Source organism: Bartonella sp. TS25HLJMH (assembly GCF_042193505.1).
In the GTDB taxonomy this organism is placed as follows: domain Bacteria; phylum Pseudomonadota; class Alphaproteobacteria; order Rhizobiales; family Rhizobiaceae; genus Bartonella; species Bartonella grahamii.
In genome coordinates this window covers 75,724-92,851 of sequence record NZ_JBHILV010000003.1, presented here as the reverse complement: position 1 = coordinate 92,851, position 17,128 = coordinate 75,724, and the positions used below count along the sequence as shown (strand labels likewise).

Below are 17,128 nucleotides of genomic sequence, written 5' to 3'. Positions count from 1 at the left end.
CAAATGCTAAAGAAAAACCTCTCATTTTTAAACGACCTTGGTCCTGGTATTTTAGTATGTTTATTCATATCAGCTTTAGCGTATGGTTTAGAAGTCTTGGAAAAGCAGCTTTTTGGGCAAGCATGGCTTGAAAATCTTGTTTTAGCAATTCTCTTAGGATCTGTTACCCGTAGTTGTTTTACTTTGCCAACATATTTTCAAAAAGGTATAACTTTTTGTGCCAAAATACTTCTTGAAATTGCTATCGTACTTCTAGGAGCAAGCATTAGCATTAACGCAGTGCTTTCAGCCGGTTTGAATTTACTTTCTAGCATCATATTCGTTATATTTATAACGATCCTCTTTAGTTTTGTTATAGGCAGACTTTTTGGACTTTCTACAAATTTAGCAATGCTGGTCGCTTGTGGTAATGCCATTTGTGGCAATTCAGCTATCGTTGCAACTGCCCCTGTCATTCATGCTAAACATGAAGATGTAGCGGCAGCAATTGCTTTTACCGCTCTTTTAGGGGTTCTTATTATTTTATTTCTCCCTTTTTTACAACCACTTTTGAATTTATCATTTAACCAGTACGGTGTACTTGCCGGCATGGTTGTTTATGCTGTACCACAGGTCTTAGCAGCAACAGCGCCAATATCTTTCGTGAGCGTTCAAATTGCAACAATTGTCAAATTGATGCGAGTTTTAATGTTGGGCCCTGTTATTTTTATCCTATCCATCATCTATCGTCGATCAGCACAAACACATTTTCGTCTACACACTCTCGTCCCATGGTTTATTATCGGTTTTATTATCATGATGCTTATTCGTTCAAGCGGACTTATTCCTGAAATGGCTATAAACCCGATCAGACTTATTGCTCAACTGTTCACGGTCATTTCAATGGCAGCCTTAGGATTAGGTGTTGATATCCGCTCATTAAAAAAAGCAGGATGGTGCGTTATTTTAGCTTCAACTTCCTCCATACTCCTTCTTGGCTCTTGTAGCCTTATCATGATAGGATTGAATGATTTGAATCATATAACATTTTGAAATATGCATTTATTATTATTTTCAACGGAGCATGCAATCAATCCAAAGGCTCATTAATATTAAAAACAGTTTTTTTATAAAAGCAGCAAAAGTTCTAAAAAACTGCTCATTATTCTATACAAAAAAAGAGCTGTGATATTAAGTGAAAACTGTCAAAATTACTTTTTCAATTAGCTTTTCAGTCCATAATGATTTGCAATGACGTAGTATCAAAGTACATAACTCATGCAAAACAATGCCATTTTTTTCATCTGCTCTCATTACGCTGAAGTTTTTATATTAAAGACTGATAGAATATGCTCTTATTGGGAAAAAATGTGGAGTCATGGCTTTCCCCCTTTTAAATTACTTTTACTTACTATGGAATAAAAATGGCATCATCATACTATTTGATAGCTCAAAATGTTTGTGACAATCCTTATATTTAAACGATTCGTGAAAGGCGTTTTTATTCTTTTCTTCAACAGTTTTTATTTACACCCTAATTCCGCTTGTAATATACAAGCTAATAACTTTAATTGTTTCACCATAAGTAGATTTGAAATAAGAAAATCTTACAATATTCAAGGTACTCATCCAAAAAGTGAAAACAAATAGGGATTAAATCAACATCTCGTTCTATCCCATAAAAAGATATTGTTACTTATTAGCACTGGTAACTTTCTTACAAATGAAATATACGATAATAAAAAGATTAAAAATACAGCAGGACTTTTGTTTATTGTTTTATTCAACTAAAATATTTTTATGCTTATCCTTGCTATAGATACTGCTTCAATTTATTGTGCTGTTGCGCTCATTCGTCATAAATCTGTTATTGCGCGTATCAATGAGCGCATGAACAAAGGACATGCTGAAAAACTTATTGGGCAGATTACACAAATAATGACACAAGCCAATATGACACTTGATCAAGTTGAACGTATTGCTGTCAATATTGGACCTGGATCATTTACTGGTGTACGTGTCGGTGTTGCAACAGCGCGCGCTTTGGCATTAGCACTTGAAATACCTGCTGTTGGAGTGAGTGCTCTTGAAGCGTTAGCAGCACAAGTAATAAACAGTAAAAATACAGCATCAGCAATTACTGTTGTCATTGAAGCTGGGAGAGAGATGTTCTACCATCAAAATTTTCATAATGATCTCACACCTTTGGGAGCGCCCGGATTAAAAACAATTGAAAGTATCCTCGAAGATTTGCCAAAAAAAACCCGACTGACTGGCCCAGCTGCTGATGTCGTTGTGGAACATATTAAAAGCCATAAAATAAACGAAAAAATTGTCCTAGAAAAAATCCCCTGCGAAGCGGCTGATATTGTAAACTATGCTTATCTTGCTGCGAACAAACAATCCAAAAATTCGCCTCGCCCACTCTATCTACGCAGCGCTGATGCAAAACAACAAACCAATTTTGCTTTACCACAAAAAAAATAATGCCCAAATTTTCATTGACAAAAAAAAATTTTGGAAGTGCTCCGCTACAAGTTAATGATAGTGCTCCTCTTCATCAAATTCATCAACATTGTTTTACCCCGTCTTGGGGAAAACAAGCTTTTGATAATTTCTTAACAGATCACTCTATCTTCGGATACAAAGTTTTTCTCATTGATCGCTCTGATCAAATTTTAGGCTTTTGCCTATGCCGTCTCATCCTTGATGAAGCAGAAATCATCACAATTGCTGTTCACCCTCATTATCGTCAACAAGGAATTGGTACCTTTCTTATCGAAAGAACAGTTCACCATCTTCACGACAAAGGCGCTATAAAATTATTCTTGGAAGTAGAAGCCACAAACCTTTCTGCTTTGAATCTTTATCAACGCTTTGAATTTCAAAAAATTTCTGAACGTCTTGCCTACTACCCGTCAAAAAATGGTCGTGGTGATGCAATTATCATGCAAAAAACTTTTAAGTAAATAGATTGAGATTCGTGTAAAAAACATTTACAAACGCACCATGAATAAAGTAAATCCTAAAAATACGCCTCCTGTTGCTCCGAAAAAAGTTTTTATCAAAACCTATGGATGTCAAATGAATGTTTATGATAGCCAACGGATGACTGATAGTCTCAGTTCGCAAGGCTATGTGACAACACAAATCCCCAATGATGCCGATCTTATTCTTGTTAATACCTGTCATATTCGTGAAAAAGCAGCAGAAAAACTTTATTCTGATCTCGGTCGTTTGCGCGTTATGCGTCAAGAACGCACACCTGATAAACCCCTGATGGTTGGTGTAACGGGTTGTGTTGCACAAGCTGAAGGAAGTGAAATCTTGCGCCGTGCTCCAACAGTGGATCTTGTTATTGGTCCGCAAATGTATCATCGCTTGCCAGAATTGTTAGAGAAAGCCAAACAAGGAAAAAAAATTATCGAAACAGACTATGCTGTTGAAGATAAATTTGCTCATTTGCCGCCCCATAATAAACATGCAGTAAGAAAACGAGGTGTTAGCGCATTTTTAACAGTACAGGAAGGTTGCGATAAATTCTGCACTTTTTGTGTTGTGCCCTATACACGCGGTGCCGAAATATCACGATCCGTTGAGAAAATTACTGAAGAAGCCCTTCAACTCATCGAAGCGGGTGTCAAAGAAATTACGCTGCTTGGACAAAATGTCAATGGTTGGCATGGACAAAGTGCTGATGGCAAAACTTGGCGTCTTGGCGATCTTCTTTATCATCTTGCAAAACTCGATGGTTTAAAGCGTTTGCGTTACACAACCAGCCACCCACGTGATATGGATGATAGCCTTATTGCCGCGCATCGAGATCTTGATATGTTAATGCCTTACCTCCATCTTCCTGTTCAATCAGGTTCAGATCGCATCTTAAAAGCTATGAACCGCCAACACAAAAGCTCTCATTATCTTCATCTTATCGAAAAAATTCGAACCGCACGGCCAGATATCGCCTTTTCAGGCGATTTCATTGTAGGGTTTCCAGGAGAAACAGATGAGGACTTTGAAGAAACCATTAAACTTATTCAACAAGTACAGTACAGTTCAGCTTATTCTTTTAAATATTCCCCCCGTCCTGGAACAGTGGGAGCCACAATGAAAAATCATGTTGATGAATCTATAAAAAATGCCCGCCTTCAACATTTACAAGTCCTTCTCCTTGAGCAACAAAAGGCGTTTTTGCGTTCTAAAATTGGTCAAAAAACTAACGTTCTCATCGAAAAACCTGGACGTCACTCAGGGCAAATGGTAGGACGTTCCCCTTGGCTTTTACCTGTTGTCGTAGATACAGAAGCCTCTACAGGTAGCGTAATAGAAATTCATATTAAAAATGCAAGCTCAAACAGTTTTGTTGGTGAAGTGACAAATAGATAAACATACCTCTAAAACATTGTTCAGAATAAATATTTTGGAAAACTCTTTTATTTTAAAAGAAAATGATTACATCTAAAACGTGCACTGTTCTAAAAAACTGTCTTTTATAGAATTTACTTAACAAAAAGTGCAATATTTATGTAGATATGGAGAATAGGCTGAAAGCTTCAACCGAAAAAATAAAGCGTATTAAAGAAAAAGTAAATATGTCCCTTGAAAAGGCTGATACCTTGAAACAAACAAGCGCTTCAGATCCGAGCCAAGTTGTTTTGATTTTCGAAAATAATAAATATGCAAAAGCAGTTTTTGGTAAATTTGACGAAAATCTCGCTTATATCGAAAAAAAACTTGAACTTAGTATTCATCCGCGTGGTAATGAAGTCTTAATCCGTGGAAGTATTTCTGTTATAAAACGTGCGCAATATGTATTGCAGCAACTTTATGAACGTGCCAAAACACATCAAGAGCTCACTTTATCAGATATAAGAGGAGCGCTTGCTATGGCAAATATACCAAAGAAGCAGAAAGAAGACACGATAACACACAAATCTGCAACGAAACGTATACCAGCACGGTTAACTACCCATAAAAAAATAATTCATGCAAGAACTCCAACACAAGATGCTTACATACACGCTATGGAGCATACTGAACTTGTGTTTGGTGTAGGACCAGCAGGAACAGGCAAAACGTATCTTGCTGTTGCTCATGCTGCAATGCTTCTAGAACGTGGTATCATTGAGCGAATTATTCTCTCACGTCCGGCTGTTGAAGCTGGAGAACATCTTGGTTTTCTTCCCGGTGATCTCAAAGAAAAAGTCGACCCATATTTACGACCACTTTATGATGCTCTTTATGATATGATGCCCGCTGAAAAAATAGAACGCATTTTAGCTTCTGGTGTCATAGAAATTGCTCCTCTTGCCTTTATGCGCGGACGAACACTTGCCCATGCTGCTGTTATTCTTGATGAGGCACAAAATACTACGCCCATGCAAATGAAGATGTTCCTCACACGTCTTGGAGAAGGAACACGTATGATTGTTACCGGTGACGTGAGCCAAATTGATTTGCCTACAGGGCAAAAATCAGGCCTCATTGAAGCAATTCGCATTCTTTCAAATGTAGAAAATATTGCAATTGTACATTTTGGTGAAAAAGATGTTATACGCCATCCACTTGTTGCTGCTATCGTTCGTGCTTATGATCGTGATTCCGAAATACAAAATAAAAAAAAATCATTCGCATGCGATGCATTAAAAAATGAATTTGATTCATCATGATTATTATTGATATAATGGTTAAAAGCGCAGGGTGGAATGATGAAAAAATGCTTTATAATATCACTGAAAAAGCATTAATGACAACTATGCATCATGTTTCATTGGCAAATGTTGTAAGCGAAATTAGCCTGCTTTTTACGGATGATGAACATATGGCACAAATCAATGCACAATGGCGCAACAAAAACAAATCTACTAATGTATTATCCTTTCCTGCTTTTCCACTTAAAGCTGGAAATCCTCCTGGTCCCATGCTCGGTGATATTATTATTGCGCGAGAGACTGTTGTTCTCGAAGCAGAAAAACAAGGAAAAACATTTCAAGACCATTTAACGCATATGATTGTTCATGGTATCTTGCATCTGCTTGGCTATGACCATGAAACTGATAATGAAGCATATCAAATGGAAAAGCTCGAAAGAGAAATTCTGCAAAAACTTTCCATAAAAGATCCTTACGCTGAATTGTCTATAAATGATAAAATTTAACTTTTAAAATCAATATTACGAGCATACCATTTAAAGCCTCTCATTCACCTAATTATAAAAAGAAAGTTTAGAAGATTTCAAAACCATGACAAACAAAACAAATGCACAAAATAATAGTCAAACATCTTCTAATAATGAAAAAAAAACCTCTCAACAGACGAATCATACAGAAAAATATTCTCTGATGAATCATTTGTTTTCATTCTTACGGGGTCGTAATTGTGTATCTACATCACTGCGCGATGATCTTACCGTTGCACTCACGACTGACAATGAAAAAGACACTGCCCTCTTCTCACCTGAAGAACGTACTATGTTGCATAATATTTTACGCTTACGTGAAGCACGCGTGGATGATGTTATGATACCACGTTCTGAAATCGAAGCACTGGAAATAAACACTTCACTTGGAGAAACCCTTAAATGTTTCGCAAAAATTGGTCATTCTCGTATACCTGTTTATGCTGAAACTTTAGATGATCCGCGCGGCATGATTCATATCCGCGATATTCTTAACTATATGACTCGCTTTATTATCAGCCCAACAAAAACCGAACAGAAATCCGATTTGCTTCAATTAAACCATACAGACTTACATACCCCAATCGGTGAATTGGATCTGATCCGAACTGTTCTCTTTGTTCCAAGTTCCATGCTTGCAAGCAAATTATTAACACGAATGCAAACTACACGAACTCAAATGGCTTTAGTTATTGATGAACATGGGGGAACAGATGGTCTCGTTTCAATGGAGGATATTGTTGAATTGGTCGTTGGTGATATCGAAGATGAACATGATAATGTCGACAATGCTATCGTACGTGAACCAAACAATAAATGGCTCGTTGATGCAAGAACTGAACTAGAAGATGTGGAGAAAGCTCTTGGTCCTGATTTTATCGTAGGGGAATATGGTGATGATGTTGATACGATTGGTGGTTTGATCGTCTCCATTCTTGATCGCATTCCTGCCAAAGGTGAAATTGTCGAAGCTGTACCTGGTTATAGATTTCGTATTTTAGAAGCTGATAAACGCCGGATTAAGCGATTGCGTATTTTTCGCATTCCAAAAAATGAGAACCTTGAGAACAATGCCATTCCTAAAGAATAGTCCAGCGTTTTTAAACAATTTCATCGTTTTTTTATCCTCTGTTACCGGTTGGAAGCGCCAAGCATGGATATTTCTGTGTGGTGCTTTTACTTCTTTTGCACTTCCACCCTTTTATTTGACACCTCTTTGCTTTTTAACTTTCCCTCTTTTTATTGTTTTACTTGACTCAATACGGGCCGAAAAAAACAATAAAAAACATTTTTTTACCTATGCTTTAAGCTGTGGAACCTTTGGTTTTAGTTATTTTATTTGCGGACTTTGGTGGCTATGCAATGCTTTGTTAACAGATCCAGATTCTTTTGGTTGGGCAGTCCCATTAGCCATTTTAGTTCCTCCATTCTACCTTTCTCTTTATTGGTTTTTTTCTGGTTTCATTGTCGGTTTATTATGGACAAAAGGAATAGCACGCTTTTTTGTTTTAGCCTTTGCATTAGGATTGTCCGAGTGGTTGCGTGCGTTTTTATTCACAGGATTTCCATGGAATGCTCTTGGCTATACAGCCATGCCAACCCCAATGTTCATGCAATCTGATGCAATCGTGGGACTTTATGGAATGAATATTCTTGCTGTCTTAGCCTACAGTTTGCCAACTGTTTTATTAACAGATGAAAAAAAGAAAGTGGCACTTTCTCTTTGTTTATCACTTATATTCATTCACAGTGGTTTTGGGTTTTATCGTCTTCATACTATAGAAAACACAGCTGAAAATCAAAAAAGTTCTTATTGGGTGCGCATTGTTCAACCTTCCATCCAACAAAATATAAAATTGCGTGATAATACACGAGAAGCTATGTTGGAAGCGCATATGAATCTAAGTGCAATGCCAACAATCGACCAAAATTCAGAACCCGATTTTATCGTATGGCCCGAAGCTTCCGTTCCTTACCTTCTCTATGATAACTCATCTATCACAATGCGCATTGCCTCTCTTTTAAAACCTAAACAATGGGCTATTATCGGAGCAATACGAGCCAGCAATGATCTACCTCATTCCCAAACACAATATTTTAATACAATTGCAGTCATTAATGCTCAAGGTAATATTTTAAATACTTCCGATAAACTTCATTTGGTTCCTTTTGGTGAATATCTTCCTTTTCAGAATTTATTGAAAAAAATTGGATTGCGTACCCTTGCCGATAATATTGGTGGATATAGTGCTGCAAGTGTGCGCAAAATTGTTACAATGCCAAACGGATTTTCTTATCTACCCTTGATTTGTTATGAAGCAATATTTCCCCATGAAATGACTTTTAAAGGCTCCTCGCCTCAAGCAATTATTAATATTACAAATGATGCATGGTTTGGTGTAACACCTGGACCCTATCAACATCTTCAACAAGCACAACTTCGTGCCGTTGAACTGGGAATCCCCCTCATACGAGCAGCCAATAATGGAATATCAGCTGTTATTGATTCTTATGGACGAATCGTTGTAGCTCTTCAACAAAATGCTGTGGGCATTATTGATTCACAAGTTCCATCATCCATTACACCTATAGGAAGCAATGAATACAGAACTTTCTCTACTTTTATCTTATTCATCCTTATGCTATTGTGTCGTGTTGGTTTTGGTTCTACAAAACAGCTTAGATGATTCAAGTGCCCTTTGTACGGTATTATGTTGCGTTTACCAGTAATATTGGGAAAAAATATTACATATTATTTTAATTATATGATAAATCAGCTGCGCATAAATATGATGTTGGTTTAGAAGAAAAGTGCTGGAAATAAAGAGTTGCATTATGACCGAAACTAGAAAAAAACCTGACCCTATAGATATCTATGTTGGAACTCGTATCCGTTTACGTCGTAATATTTTAGGACTCACTCAAGAGAAACTCGGTGAAAAATTAGGAATTACTTTTCAGCAAATCCAAAAATATGAAAAAGGAACAAACCGTATTGGTGCCAGTCGTCTTCAAGCGATAGCAGAAATTATGGATGTTCCTGTTTCTTACTTTTTTGATAAAGGTATTACCTCCCAACAAGTAGAGGGTTTTGCTGAAAGTGATCACAATTTTATAGACTTTTGTTCTAGCAGCGAAGGGATTCAGCTCATGCGCGCTTTTACAAATATATCTGATGCTAAAGTGCGTCGAAAAATTATTGATTTGGCAAAAGCACTTTCTGAGGAAGATTTGACAAATAAGCTATAAATTAAAATTATATCTTTTCTCTTTTATTCATATAAATTTTCATTGACGATTTGCTGTAGAATTAGCAAATCGTAACAACTTTAGTAAGCAATTAATTAAATCGTTGATTTTCTTTTTTGAAGGAGTTCCTATGCCGCATCAAGATTATCTTTTTACGAGCGAATCAGTATCGGAAGGACATCCTGATAAAATTTGTGATCGTATTTCCGATGAAATCGTTGATATGATCTATAAAGAAGCTGAAAAGACTGGTACTGATCCATGGTTAATACGCGTTGCCTGTGAAACTCTCGTCAGTGTCAACCGTGTTGTTATCGCTGGTGAAGTGCGTGTTCCCGATACGCTATTAAAAAAAGATAAAAATAAAGAATTTATCTATGATGAAACTGGCTTTCCACTCATTAATCCTACGCGTTTTCGTATAGCAGCGCGCCGTGCTATTCGTACCATTGGCTATGAACAAGCAGGATTCCATTGGAAAACTGTTAAAATTGATGTTCTTTTGCGCCCTCAATCAGCTGACATAGCAAGAGGGGTTGATAATGCTACGGATCGGCATGGTGAAGAAGGAGCAGGTGATCAAGGCATCATGTTTGGATATGCTTGCCGTGAAACACCTGACTTCATGCCTGCACCAATTTATTATGCGCATAAAATTCTCAAACTTCTTGCCGCAGCCCGTCATAAAGGAGAGGGAGAAGCTGGAAAATTAGGACCAGATGCTAAAAGCCAAATAACCATACGCTATAAAAATGGAAAACCGATAGAGGTCACATCCATTGTTCTTTCAACGCAGCACCTCGATGAAAGCTGGGATTCCAACAAGGTACGTACAGTGGTTGAACCTTACATTCATCAAGCTTTACATGACATTCCCATTGCAGCTCAATGCAGTTGGTATATTAACCCAACAGGAAAATTTGTCATTGGTGGTCCTCAAAGCGATGCCGGATTAACAGGACGCAAAATTATTGTGGATACTTATGGAGGCGCAGCACCCCATGGAGGCGGTGCTTTTTCAGGAAAAGATACAACAAAAGTTGATCGTTCTGCTGCCTATGCGGCACGCTATCTGGCTAAAAATATTGTTGCGGCTCGTTTAGCAGAGCGATGCACCATTCAACTCTCTTATGCAATTGGTATTGCACAACCTTTATCTATTTATCTTAATCTTCATGGAACAGGAAAAGTTGATGAAAAAGTTATTGAAGCAGCCATTCGCAAAATAATGGACCTTTCACCTACCGGCATTCGAAAACATCTTGACCTCAATAAACCTATTTATGCAAAAACAGCTGCCTATGGTCATTTTGGGCGAAAACCAAAACACGATGGTTCGTTTTCATGGGAAAAAACTGATCTCGTGAAAACGCTTCAAACAATGATCCAAACCCCATGATTAAATATCATACACGCAAGAGTGAAGCATTTTTTGGACGCCGCCAAGGAAAACAACTTCGAAACAGTCAGCTTACACGTATAAAAATGTTTCTCCCCAATTTTAATATTGATTTAAATGTCCCTCCTCCCTCAAACCTGAAATCCTTATTTTCAAGCAAAGTAAGAGAAATTCGACTTGAAATCGGCTTTGGTGGAGGTGAACATTTACTTCATGAAATGGAATATTTTCCAAAAACCGGTTTTATCGGCGTCGAGCCCTTTATCAATGGCATGGCAAAAATATTGTTGTCTCTTGAACAGCATCAAAACTATCAAAATCATCTTCGCCTCTATAATGATGATGCTACACGCCTCCTTGATTGGCTCCCTGATAACTCGCTTGATGGAATAGACCTCTTCTATCCTGATCCTTGGCCGAAAAAGAAACACTGGAAACGACGTTTCATCAACACAAAAAATCTTAACCGTTTTGCTCGTGTTCTTAAAATAGGGAAAATTTTTCGCTTTGCTAGCGATATAGACAGTTATGTAAACTGGACTTTGTACCATTGTACACAACATGATCACTTTGAATGGAAAGCAGAAAGCCCTCAAGACTGGAAGCTCCCTTATCCACTATGGAAAGGAACCCGCTATGAAGCAAAAGCTTTACGCGAAGGACGAACGCCTGCCTATCTTACCTTTATCAAGAAATAAATGATCAAGCGCTTTTCTCATAAACAACTTGAAAAATTTTGAATTTAAGAGTATCAATAGTTAAATTCTTGGTCTTATGATGAAGGGTGGGCCGTTGGACCCGCTCTTTTTTAATATCATAAAACTGATGAAAACAACTTGGATAAAATGTATGAACGAAGCTGAAAAAATAAGCAATCTTGACGAACCACGCCTGTTTGAAGAAGATGGTATCGAAGCACAGGTTGCTGCTCTTGTCATACCACTACTTAAACCTTTAGGTTTTCGTTTGGTTCGTGTGAAACTTCTTGGTCAAAATGGTTTAACACTTCAAATTATGGTTGAACGTGCCAATGGTTCTATGACCGTAGAAGATTGTGAAACTGTTAGTCGCACTGTTTCTCCCCTCCTTGATGTGCAAAATGTTATTGAACGCAAATATCATTTAGAAATCTCATCACCTGGAATTGATCGTCCATTGGTAAGAAAATCTGATTTTTTTCTTTGGCAAGGACATCTTGCAAAAATTGAAACCAAAATAACAATCGATGGGCGCCGAAAATTTCGCGGGACACTTACAACTATCACGCAAGATGGATTTATTTTAAATACTGATAAAGCTGCTTATGGAGAAGCCATGTATACCCCTATTTCCTTTTGTGATATCATAAATGCGCATTTAGTGCTTACCGATGAGCTTATTCGCGATGCATTGAAAAAAAATAAAGATTTAAGTCAACAATTCATTGCTGAAGAGAAAGCTAACGACTCTATATAGACGCTCAATTTCAAAAAATAATATCACTGGGAAATACCCATCGTGTGGCACAAAGAAGGAGAAAATTGATGGCTACAAGCGCTAACAGGCTTGAGATTCTGCAAATTGCAGATGCTGTTGCACGTGAAAAGTCAATCGACCGTGAAATTGTCATTTCTGCAATGGCTGATGCTATTCAAAAAGCAGCACGTTCTCGTTATGGTCAAGAAACCAATATCCGTGCTGAAATCAATTCTAAAACAGGTGAAATTAAATTACAGCGCCTGCTTAAAATCGTTGATGTCGTTGAAGACTATACAACGGAAATAACTTTGTCTGATGCTCTTAAACATCAAGCAGAAGCAAAAATTGGTGATTTTTTTGCTGACCTTTTACCTCCTATGGATTTTGGACGTATCGCAGCACAATCTGCTAAACAGGTTATTGTACAAAAAGTACGTGAAGCAGAGCGTGATCAGCAATATGAAGAATTCAAAAATAAAGTTGGTGAAATTATTTCTGGTACAGTTAAGCGTGTGGAATATGGTAACGTTATCGTTGATCTCGGGCGCGGTGAAGCTATTGTACGCCGTGATGAATTAATTCCTCGTGAATCATTCCGCTATGGGGATCGTATTCGTGCTTTTGTTAATGATGTACACCGTGAAACGCGTGGTCCGCAAATTTTCCTTTCACGCACACATCCCCAATTTATGGTAAAACTTTTCACTATGGAAGTGCCAGAAATTTATGATGGTATTATAGAAATAAAATCTGTTGCTCGTGATCCAGGTTCACGGGCTAAAATCGCCGTTGTTTCACGCGATGGTTCCATTGATCCTGTTGGAGCATGCGTTGGAATGCGAGGAAGTCGTGTACAAGCTGTTGTTGCTGAATTACAAGGCGAAAAAATCGATATTATTCCTTGGTCGCCTGATGCGGCAACATTTGTCGTTAATGCACTGCAACCTGCTGAAGTTTCTAAAATCATCCTTGATGAAGATGCTGAACGGATTGAAGTTATTGTGCCAGATGATCAACTTAGCCTTGCTATTGGACGACGTGGACAAAATGTTCGCTTAGCTTCGCAACTAACAGGATGGAACATTGATATTTTAACGGAAAAGGAAGAATCTGAAAATCGTCAAAAAGAATTTACTGAACGGAGTAAATTGTTTATGGAAGCCTTAGAGGTTGACGAAATGATCGGACAGGTTATGGCATCAGAGGGTTTTTCTTCTATTGAAGAAATTGCCTATATTGATCTTGAAGAAATCGCTTCTATTGATGGTTTTGACCATGATACTGCCGCTGAAATCCAAAGTCGTGCCCGCGAGTATCTTGATCATCAAGAAAAAGAACTTGATGAAAAACGCAAAAAACTCGGAGTTTCTGACGAATTGCGAACACTTCCTGGAATGACAAGTGCTATGTTGGTTGCTGTGGGTGAGGATGGTGTAAAAACAATAGAAGACTTTGCTGGCTATGCCGTTGATGATTTAGCTGGTTGGAGAGAACGCAAAGAAGGTCAAACACAGAATTTTTCTGGTATTTTAACCCCTTTTGACATTACACGCGCGGATGCAGAAGCTATGGTTTTAGCCGCACGTGTACAAGCAGGCTGGATAGACCAAGCTGATCTTGTTACAGAAAATCCTGTAGAAGATGAAAATTCTGCAGAAAATGAAAAAACAGATGATTTGGATGTGGATACATTTTAAATGAATGAACGGACTTGCATTGTGACCAGAAAAAATGCTTCAGCACAAACGCTGATCCGTTTTGTTATTGGTCCCAATAACCAAATTGTTCCTGATCTTAAAGCAAATTTACCAGGGCGTGGCGTTTGGATTTCTGCCCATCATGCTGTTATTGAGAAAGCAATCAAACAGAAAGCTTTTCATAGAAATTTTAAAACAGATGTTGAGGTTGCACCAAATCTTGTGCATGTTGTTGATACGCTTTTACTAAAAGCTGCTCTTTCAAGCCTTTCCATGGCACGAAAAGCGGGAGCAATTGTTATGGGAGCAACAAAGGTTGATGCTGCTATCCGCTCTGGTAAAGTTATTCTTGTACTTCATGCTAAAGAAACAACAGAAGATGGGAAACGAAAAATTGCACAGGCCATTCATTCAATACAACAACAAACACATCGGACTATAAAAACCATATCTTTATTTACAAGTGATGAAATGCGAGTGGCTTTTGGCTCTAATCCTGTAATGCACGCGGCTTTATTGGACACAAAAGCTGCTGAAGGATTTCTCAAAACGACATATAAATTGATCAGCTATCGTGACGACAAGCATAGTAAGCCTAGTGAGATGACGGCACAAGCCGTGAAGGAAATACAATGAGTGAAAATAACAACGACAAAACAACAGTCAAGAAGACACTAACTCTCAAGCGGTCTGTCTTGGAAACGAGCACGGTCAAGCAAAATTTTAGCCATGGCCGTACGAAGGCTGTCGTTGTCGAAACCAAACGGCGTAAAATTACGCGACCTGATGAAAAAGCTGAAACCCCACAGCCCATTACAAAGCCGCATGTGGCCCCCCAGCGCTCTAAACCGCGTTTTGAAGGAAAGAAGCCTCAAGAATCTGTAACCAAAAGCAATCTTTCATCGACTGAAATGGAAGCGAGACTTCGCGCATTAGAAGAAGCACATATCCAAGAAAGAATAACGCAAGAACAAGCCGAAGAAGAAGCAAGACGCGCTAAAGAGCGTGAAGAAATTTTGCAGCAAGAAATTAAAGAAAAAGAAATACATCTCCAACAAGAAGAAGAAATATCGCCTGTACAGGCTCTACCTGTTCCCCCTCTCATTGAACAGACCGATATTCCTATTGCGCCTAAAAACGCGATCGTGGGTGAAAAACGCAAAATAGATGAAAATAAAGAGGAAGAACGGCATAGTCGACGTGCTAATCCTGCTAAATCAGAAATACGTGTACCAAAAATTGTCAAAGGGGCTGATGAGCGGCGACGTGGAAAGCTAACTCTGAATAGTGCACTGGATGAAGAAGGAAGCGCACGTGGACGCTCAATGGCTGCAATGCGGCGTAGACAGGAAAAGTTTAAGCGTGCACAAAATCAAGAACCAAGAGAAAAAATTTCTCGCGAAGTTGTTCTTCCTGAAACGATTACCATTCAAGAGCTCGCACAACGTATGACTGAGCGTTCTGTTGATGTGATTAAATTCTTGATGAAACAAGGACAAATGATGAAACCTGGCGATGTTATTGATGCAGATGTTGCCGAACTCATCGCTGTTGAATTTGGCCATACTGTTAAACGTGTTTTAGAATCTGACGTAGAGGAAGGTATCTTTAATATAACAGATAATCCTCAAAATATGCAGCAGCGCCCCCCTGTTGTAACCATTATGGGCCATGTTGACCACGGAAAAACTTCTCTTTTGGATGCTATTCGTAAAGCAAATGTTGTTTCTGGCGAAGCAGGAGGTATTACACAGCATATTGGTGCCTATCAAGTAGAACAAAACGGTCAAAAAATTACCTTTATTGATACACCAGGACATGCTGCATTTACGGCTATGCGTGCACGTGGAGCTCGTGTTACCGATATTGCTGTTCTCGTTGTAGCCGCTGATGATAGTGTTATGCCCCAAACAATTGAATCAATCAATCATGCGAAAGCCGCTGGTGTACCTATCATTGTTGCGATCAACAAAATTGATAAACCAGCTGCGAATGCACAAAAAGTGCGTACAGAACTTTTACAACATGAAGTGTTTGTCGAAACTATGGGCGGAGAAACTTTGGACGTTGAAGTTTCTGCTAAAACCGGTCAAAATCTTGATAAACTTCTGGAAGCTATCCTTCTTCAGGCTGAAATGCTTGATCTGAAAGCAGATTCTCAACGAACTGCAGAGGGCGTTATCATTGAAGCCAAATTGGATCGCGGACGTGGATCTGTTGCAACAGTTCTTGTTCAAAAAGGTACATTACACCCTTCTGATATTATAGTTGCCGGAAATGAATGGGGTCGTGTGCGTGCTTTGATTGATGACCATGGCCGCCATGTCAAAGAAGCCGTTCCCTCTACACCGATTGAAATTTTAGGCATGCAAGGAACGCCACAAGCCGGAGATCGTTTTGCTGTTGTCACACATGAAGCAAAAGCACGTGAAATTTCTGAATACCGTCAGCGATTAGCACGTGATAAAGCTGTTGCGCGGCAAACTGGTTCGCGTGGTTCTCTTGAGCAGATGATGACAAAATTGCAAACGACTGGTGTTAAGGAATTTTCTCTTATTATAAAAGGGGATGTGCAAGGATCAATTGAAGCAATCGCTTCAGCATTGGAAAAACTCGGAAATGATGAGGTTCGTGCGCGTATTGTACATTCTGGTGCTGGAGGGATCACCGAAAGTGATATTTCTCTTGCGGAAGCTTCTAACTCTGCTGTAATTGGCTTTAATGTTCGAGCCAATAAGCAAGCACGTGATTTTGCTAAAACACAAGGAATTGAAATTCGTTATTACAACATCATTTATGATCTTGTTGACGATATCAAGTCTGCCATGTCTGGATTACTCTCACCAGAACAGCGTGAAACTTTCCTTGGTAATGCTGAAATTCTAGAAGTCTTTAACATTACAAAAATTGGAAAAGTTGCAGGATGTCGTGTTACAGAAGGTAAAATAGAACGAGGAGCCGGTGTTCGCCTCATCCGCGATAATATCGTTATTCACGAAGGAAAGCTGAAAACACTCAAGCGCTTTAAGGATGAAGTCAATGAAGTGCAAAGTGGTCAAGAATGTGGAATAGCCTTTGAAAATTATGAAGACATGCGCGCAGGAGACATCATTGAGATCTTCCGTATCGAACATATTAATCGTACATTATAAAATAATCCAGTAACTT

Annotated in this window: 15 protein-coding genes; all 15 read left to right on the top strand. The window is 38.5% G+C overall.

Annotated features, from left to right (window positions below; genetic code table 11):
* Nucleotides 1-3: 3 nt before the first annotated feature.
* The 15 genes from ACFINF_RS02550 to infB all read left to right on the top strand — a co-directional run bounded on the left by ACFINF_RS02550 (nt 4) and on the right by infB (nt 17,112).
* Nucleotides 4-1,032 carry a YeiH family protein gene (locus ACFINF_RS02550; protein ID WP_375619541.1) on the top strand — a complete coding sequence of 343 codons (1,029 nt, stop codon included), beginning with the start codon at nt 4-6 and terminating at the stop codon, nt 1,030-1,032.
* Nucleotides 1,033-1,779: 747 nt separating this feature from the next.
* Nucleotides 1,780-2,466, top strand: a complete 687-nt coding sequence (tsaB, locus tag ACFINF_RS02545; RefSeq protein WP_375619540.1) for a tRNA (adenosine(37)-N6)-threonylcarbamoyltransferase complex dimerization subunit type 1 TsaB — start codon at nt 1,780-1,782, stop codon at nt 2,464-2,466.
* Nucleotides 2,466-2,948 carry a ribosomal protein S18-alanine N-acetyltransferase gene (rimI, locus tag ACFINF_RS02540; protein WP_375619539.1) on the top strand — a complete coding sequence of 161 codons (483 nt, stop codon included), beginning with the start codon at nt 2,466-2,468 and terminating at the stop codon, nt 2,946-2,948. The genes tsaB and rimI overlap by 1 nt, the downstream gene beginning before the upstream one ends.
* 40 nt (nt 2,949-2,988) lie before the next feature.
* A complete protein-coding gene (miaB, locus tag ACFINF_RS02535) occupies nt 2,989-4,365 on the top strand; it encodes a tRNA (N6-isopentenyl adenosine(37)-C2)-methylthiotransferase MiaB (protein ID WP_375619538.1) in 1,377 nt (458 codons plus the stop codon).
* Between the two features lie 158 nt (nt 4,366-4,523).
* A complete protein-coding gene (locus ACFINF_RS02530) occupies nt 4,524-5,648 on the top strand; it encodes a PhoH family protein (protein WP_375619587.1) in 1,125 nt (374 codons plus the stop codon).
* On the top strand, nt 5,645-6,136 hold the full coding sequence (gene ybeY / locus ACFINF_RS02525) for an rRNA maturation RNase YbeY (RefSeq protein ID WP_375619537.1): 492 nt from the start codon (nt 5,645-5,647) through the stop codon (nt 6,134-6,136). Before ACFINF_RS02530 ends, ybeY begins: the two co-directional genes overlap by 4 nt.
* Nucleotides 6,137-6,221: 85 nt before the next feature.
* Nucleotides 6,222-7,247 carry a hemolysin family protein gene (locus tag ACFINF_RS02520; RefSeq protein ID WP_375619536.1) on the top strand — a complete coding sequence of 342 codons (1,026 nt, stop codon included), beginning with the start codon at nt 6,222-6,224 and terminating at the stop codon, nt 7,245-7,247.
* On the top strand, nt 7,210-8,844 hold the full coding sequence (lnt, locus tag ACFINF_RS02515; protein WP_375619535.1) for an apolipoprotein N-acyltransferase: 1,635 nt from the start codon (nt 7,210-7,212) through the stop codon (nt 8,842-8,844). Before ACFINF_RS02520 ends, lnt begins: the two co-directional genes overlap by 38 nt.
* A 148-nt stretch (nt 8,845-8,992) precedes the next feature.
* On the top strand, nt 8,993-9,406 hold the full coding sequence (locus ACFINF_RS02510) for a helix-turn-helix domain-containing protein (protein ID WP_012754634.1): 414 nt from the start codon (nt 8,993-8,995) through the stop codon (nt 9,404-9,406).
* Between the two features lie 130 nt (nt 9,407-9,536).
* Nucleotides 9,537-10,805, top strand: a complete 1,269-nt coding sequence (metK, locus tag ACFINF_RS02505; protein WP_375619534.1) for a methionine adenosyltransferase — start codon at nt 9,537-9,539, stop codon at nt 10,803-10,805.
* Nucleotides 10,802-11,503, top strand: coding sequence for a tRNA (guanine(46)-N(7))-methyltransferase TrmB (locus ACFINF_RS02500; protein WP_375619533.1), 702 nt, complete (start codon nt 10,802-10,804; stop codon nt 11,501-11,503). The genes metK and ACFINF_RS02500 overlap by 4 nt, the downstream gene beginning before the upstream one ends.
* 127 nt (nt 11,504-11,630) lie before the next feature.
* Nucleotides 11,631-12,260 carry a ribosome maturation factor RimP gene (gene rimP / locus ACFINF_RS02495; protein WP_375619586.1) on the top strand — a complete coding sequence of 210 codons (630 nt, stop codon included), beginning with the start codon at nt 11,631-11,633 and terminating at the stop codon, nt 12,258-12,260.
* Nucleotides 12,261-12,328: 68 nt separating this feature from the next.
* Nucleotides 12,329-13,960: a transcription termination factor NusA gene (nusA, locus tag ACFINF_RS02490; protein WP_375619532.1), complete on the top strand. Its 1,632-nt coding sequence runs from the start codon at nt 12,329-12,331 to the stop codon at nt 13,958-13,960.
* Complete coding sequence (locus ACFINF_RS02485) at nt 13,961-14,596, top strand: RNA-binding protein (RefSeq protein ID WP_375619531.1); 636 nt, start codon at nt 13,961-13,963, stop codon at nt 14,594-14,596.
* Nucleotides 14,593-17,112 carry a translation initiation factor IF-2 gene (infB, locus tag ACFINF_RS02480; protein ID WP_375619530.1) on the top strand — a complete coding sequence of 840 codons (2,520 nt, stop codon included), beginning with the start codon at nt 14,593-14,595 and terminating at the stop codon, nt 17,110-17,112. The genes ACFINF_RS02485 and infB overlap by 4 nt, the downstream gene beginning before the upstream one ends.
* Nucleotides 17,113-17,128 lie beyond the last annotated feature (16 nt).